Source organism: Bacillus pretiosus, from assembly GCF_051294775.1.
GTDB lineage: Bacteria > Bacillota > Bacilli > Bacillales > Bacillaceae_G > Bacillus_A > Bacillus_A wiedmannii.
Genome location: NZ_JBPPHF010000568.1, coordinates 1 through 283 on the forward strand (window position 1 = coordinate 1; position 283 = coordinate 283).

The 283-nt window shown below is 42.8% G+C and carries 1 pseudogene; it reads right to left on the reverse strand.

Annotated features, from left to right (window positions below):
• Nucleotides 1–283 (reverse strand): annotated as a pseudogene (locus ACSG5Z_RS32195) (tRNA (adenosine(37)-N6)-threonylcarbamoyltransferase complex transferase subunit TsaD); the annotation flags it as partial.

The window sequence follows — 283 nt, forward strand, 5'->3', positions numbered from 1 at the left end:
TTTCACTCCACTGAAACTGAAATCATACGAATCAGGTTCTAGCCATGCACGAGGCAAATCGATTGTCGGTTCCCCTTCTTGTGCAAGGCGATCAATGTGAGGACCACCTGGATATGGCATGGATAATGTTCGAGCTACTTTATCATATGACTCTCCAGCTGCATCATCTCTTGTTTCACCAATCACTTCGAATGAACCATGATCTTTCTCCGTATGTCCACCAGATACAACAAGTGATAGTAGTGGGAATTGAACTTCTTTTACTAAACGGTTCGCATAAATG